The 3,735-nt window shown below is 69.6% G+C and carries 5 protein-coding genes; 2 read left to right on the top strand and 3 right to left on the bottom strand.

The genetic code is table 11. The features are described from left to right. The 3 genes from B8460_RS07720 to B8460_RS07710 form a co-directional block, all read right to left on the bottom strand. The coding region (locus tag B8460_RS07720; protein ID WP_048861009.1) for a hypothetical protein at positions 1 to 192 on the bottom strand (192 nt) is incomplete at its 3' end. 80 nt (positions 193 to 272) lie between these two features. Then, positions 273 to 803 (bottom strand): LysR substrate-binding domain-containing protein, encoded by a 531-nt coding sequence (locus B8460_RS07715; RefSeq protein WP_277813946.1) that lies wholly within the window; start codon positions 801 to 803, stop codon positions 273 to 275. A gap of 21 nt (positions 804 to 824) precedes the next feature. Continuing rightward, positions 825 to 1,271 (bottom strand): LysR family transcriptional regulator, encoded by a 447-nt coding sequence (locus B8460_RS07710; RefSeq protein WP_048861007.1) that lies wholly within the window; start codon positions 1,269 to 1,271, stop codon positions 825 to 827. Positions 1,272 to 1,557: 286 nt separating this feature from the next. Here B8460_RS07710 and B8460_RS07705 point away from each other — a divergent pair, with 286 nt between their 5' ends. Then, positions 1,558 to 2,631: a sugar ABC transporter substrate-binding protein gene (locus B8460_RS07705; RefSeq protein ID WP_048861006.1), complete on the top strand. Its 1,074-nt coding sequence runs from the start codon at positions 1,558 to 1,560 to the stop codon at positions 2,629 to 2,631. Between the two features lie 10 nt (positions 2,632 to 2,641). Next, the coding region (locus B8460_RS07700) for a sugar ABC transporter ATP-binding protein (protein WP_048861005.1) at positions 2,642 to 3,735 on the top strand (1,094 nt) is incomplete at its 3' end.

Genomic DNA, 3,735 nt, shown 5'->3' with positions numbered 1-3,735 from the left:
GGCGGCGCGGCGGAGATCGACGGTGATGGTCTGCGGCTCCGCCGCGATCGTCGCGCGCAGCGGCGGCGCGGGCGGCATCGACAGGTCGGCATGGCCCGGCGCGACATGCCAGGCATAGGCCCCGGTCCCGAGGCGGTGGGGGGCGGCGTCGGGTGCGACGGGTGCGCGGGTGTCGGCCACGGCTGCGGACATGTGCGCTCTCTCGTTGGTTGATTGGACCCGATCGTTGGCAAGCGACGTGCCAGACAAGAGGCGGCGTGGGGACTCGTCGGCTACTCGCGCTCGGTCGGCATCGCGCGCCGCGCCTCCGGCAGGGTGCCGGTGCTCTCCAGCCGGCAGAAATCGACGAAGGCGCGCGATTCCGAGCTGAGCGCGCGCAGGCGCGGCCAGACGATGCCGGTGGTCAGCGCCGGGATGGTCGCCGCGATCTCGCGCACCTCGATGCGGTCGCCCTCCAGCGACCAGGGCCGGTACATCATGTCGGACAGGATGGTCACGCCGTGGCCATGGGCGATCAGGCTGCGCACCGCCTCCACCGACTGCGTGCGCACCGTGATGCGCGGGGCGGCGTCGTGGGCGCGCCAGTACGCCGCCGTGGAGTCGGGCGCGTCGTCGATCAGCAACTGGATGTAGGGCTCGCGGGCGACGTCGTGCAGCGTGATGATGTCCTGGCGCATCAGCCGGTGGCGGTGCGGCAGCCAGAGCCGCCGCGTCGAATGCACCATGATGTGGCTCAGCAGCGCCTGCCGGTTCTCCAGGTTGGAGACCAGCATCAGCGCGAGGTCGTAATCGCCCGCGATCAGCCCCGCCTCGATCGCCGGGCGTTAGGCTTCGACGATGCGCACCTCGATATTGGGGAAGGTATCCCGGAAGCGGGCGAGGAAGGGTGCGAGGAAGTAGCCGTTCACGGTGATCGTGACCGCCAGCGTGATCTCGCCGGCCATGACGCTGTCGGCGCGCCCGATCGCGAGCCCGGCGCGTTCGACGGCCGAGAGGATGGTGCGGCCGTGGGCGAGCAGGCGGCGCCCCTCGACGGTAAGTTCCAGGCCGCGCGGATGGCGGCGGAACAGCGCCGTGCCGGCCAGCGCCTCCAGTTCCGCCACCGCGTCGGTCACGGCGGAGGGCGAGATGCCGACCATGGCGGCGGCGGCGCTGATCTTTCCCGTCTCCGCGACGGCGATGAAATAGCGGATCTGGCGCAGCGTCACGCCGCCGGCGAAGCGTTCGCCGGGCGTGCGCACCGGCGGCAGGTATTTCCCCGCCCGGATCATGAGAGGAAACTAGGCATTCATGCCGTTTGGTTGAGCATATATCGTTCGGATTTTCCGAAAGCCTGTTTCTGGAATTGCTCGTTTACTCGGCATGCGCTTCCTCTGTAGCTGCGTCGTATGCGAAACATGCGTGAAGGCGGCGAAGAATGCTGATGACTTGTTCAGCTCTGCCCGCTTTGGCGCATGACGTGCATACGGTCACGCTCGACCGTGCCTGCCACCATGGCCGCGCACCGTAGCGCGTCCCGACCGGTCCCGCACCCGTACCCTCGTTCCGGAGAGACGCATGCCGTTCCTCATGTCCACGCCTGTCCTGCGCCGCCACCTCGGCGTGCTTGCCGCCGGCCTGTTGCTGCTCGGGCTGCGTGCCCCGGCCGCGCAGGCGGAGAAGGTGGAAATCTCGCCCGCCGCCGCTGCGGTGGTCGCGTTCGACAAGGCGGGTGTGAAGCCGTCGAAGCATTACCGCATCGGCTACCTCACCGAATGCGTGGACAATGCCTACTGCCTCGCGCGGCTCGCCGGGCTGAAGGCGGCGGCGGCGAAATACGGCTTCACGTTCAAGATCTTCGATGGCCAGTTCAACCCGGCGACGCAGGCCAAGGTGGTGCAGGACGCCGTCACCGAGGGGTTCGACGGCTACCTGTTCGGCCCGGCGGCGGCGCAGCCCGGCTGCGGCCTGTACAAGCGGCTGATCAAGCCGACGGGCAAGCCGGTGGTGTCGATCGACATCGCCATGTGCGGTGATCCCGACTACACGCCCGGCCTTGCCGCCACCTTCACGATGCAGGGGCCGGCGCATTTCTACGACTACATGGACCACGCCTTCGCCATGTGCAAAGGCACCTGCAAGGTCGCGGCGGTGGGCGGCTTCGTCGGCTCCGACCTGTTCGGCTACTGGGAAGGTGCCATCAAGAAAGCCGAGGCGAAGTATCCCAATGTCAAAGTCGTGGTGGACGAACCCGGCAATTTCGACCCGCGCATCGCGCTGAAGAAGATCCAGGACGCGCTGCTCGCCCATCCCGACATCAACATGATCGTCTCGCCCTGGGACGACGAGACGCGCGGGGTGGAGCAGGCGGTGATCGCCGCCGGCAAGGTGCCGGGCAAGGACGTGATGATCTTCTCGGGCGGGGCGACCAAGCTCGGCGTCGCGAAGGTCGCCGCCGGCAAGTGGACTTTCACCTATGCCTGGCTGCCGTATCAGGAGGCGTATTACGGCGCGGTCGCCCTGATCATGGCGCTCGAGGGCAAGCCCATCAACGCCTACGTGGACGAGGCGCTGATGCCGGAGGTGGTCGATACGACCGGCACGCCGATCATCACCAAGGACAACGCCGCCAAATACCATCCGAACTACTGAGCGGCCGTCGATGACCGCCGCCGCGCAGCCGGTGCCCGAGTCGACCGTCGCGATCCGGGTCCGTCACGTCAGCAAGGGCTATCCGGGCGTGCAGGCGCTGCGCGGCGTCAACTTCGACCTGCTGACGGGCGAGGTGCACGGGCTGGTCGGCGCGAACGGCGCCGGCAAGTCCACGTTCATCCGCATGCTGTCGGGCGCGAGCCGGCCCGACACCGGGGAGATCGAGGTCGGCGGCGCGCCGCTGTTCTTCGACGATCCCCGCCACCAGCGCGCCGCCGGCATCGCCGCCATCTACCAGGAACTGACGATCATCCCGGAGATGACGGCGCTGTCGAACGCCTTTCTCGGCGAGGTGCCGCAGCGTCTCGGCCTGACCGACCGGCGGCGGATGCGCGCGCGCTATGCCGAGCTGTCGGCCTGGATGGGGCTGTCGATCCCGCCCGACGTGCGCGCGGGCACGCTGTCGGTCGCCAGCCAGCAGATGCTGGAGATCATGCGCGCGGTGCTGGCCGACCGCCGCGTGCTGATCATGGACGAGCCGACCGCGCCGCTCGGCCCGTTCGAGCGCGACCGGCTTTATGCGCTGATCGGCCGGCTGGTCGCGCGCGGCGTGTCGATCATCTTCATCTCCCACGATCTCGACGAGGTGCTGCGCCTGTGCGGCCGCGTCTCCGTCATGCGCGACGGGCAGCTCGTCGCGACGCGGCCATCGGCGGCGTGGTCGAAGGAGTCGCTGGTGCAGGCGATGCTGGGCGACGTCACCATCGCCCCCGGCGAGCGGCGCCCGACGGCCGGGCGCCCGCCGCTGCTGTCGGTCGCGGACCTGCATGTGCCCGGTCGCGCGGAGGGGATCGGCTTCACCCTGCACGCGGGCGAGGTGCTCGGCATCGCCGGGCTTGTCGGCGCGGGGCGGACGGAGGTGCTGCGCGCCATCGCGGGGGCGGAGCCCGCGTCGGGTGGGCGGTTGGAACTCGACGGCCGCCCGGTGGACTGGCCGGACGGCGTGCGTGCCGCCATCGCGCGCGGCATCGTGCTCGCGCCCGAGGACCGCAAGCGGCAGGGGCTGGTGCTGTCGCGCCCGTCGCTGGCCAACCTGCTGCTCGC

This window comes from Acidisphaera rubrifaciens HS-AP3, from assembly GCF_000964365.1.
In the GTDB taxonomy this organism is placed as follows: Bacteria; Pseudomonadota; Alphaproteobacteria; order Acetobacterales; family Acetobacteraceae; genus Acidisphaera; species Acidisphaera rubrifaciens.
This window is presented reverse-complemented; position numbering and strand designations above follow the sequence as displayed.

What these genes read in the sequence shown, in the direction of transcription:
- B8460_RS07710 (WP_048861007.1), bottom strand. Translation starts at nt 1,271, where the DNA reads ATGATCCGGGCGGGGAAATACCTGCCGCCGGTGCGCACGCCCGGCGAA.
- B8460_RS07705 (WP_048861006.1), top strand. Translation starts at nt 1,558, where the DNA reads ATGCCGTTCCTCATGTCCACGCCTGTCCTGCGCCGCCACCTCGGCGTG.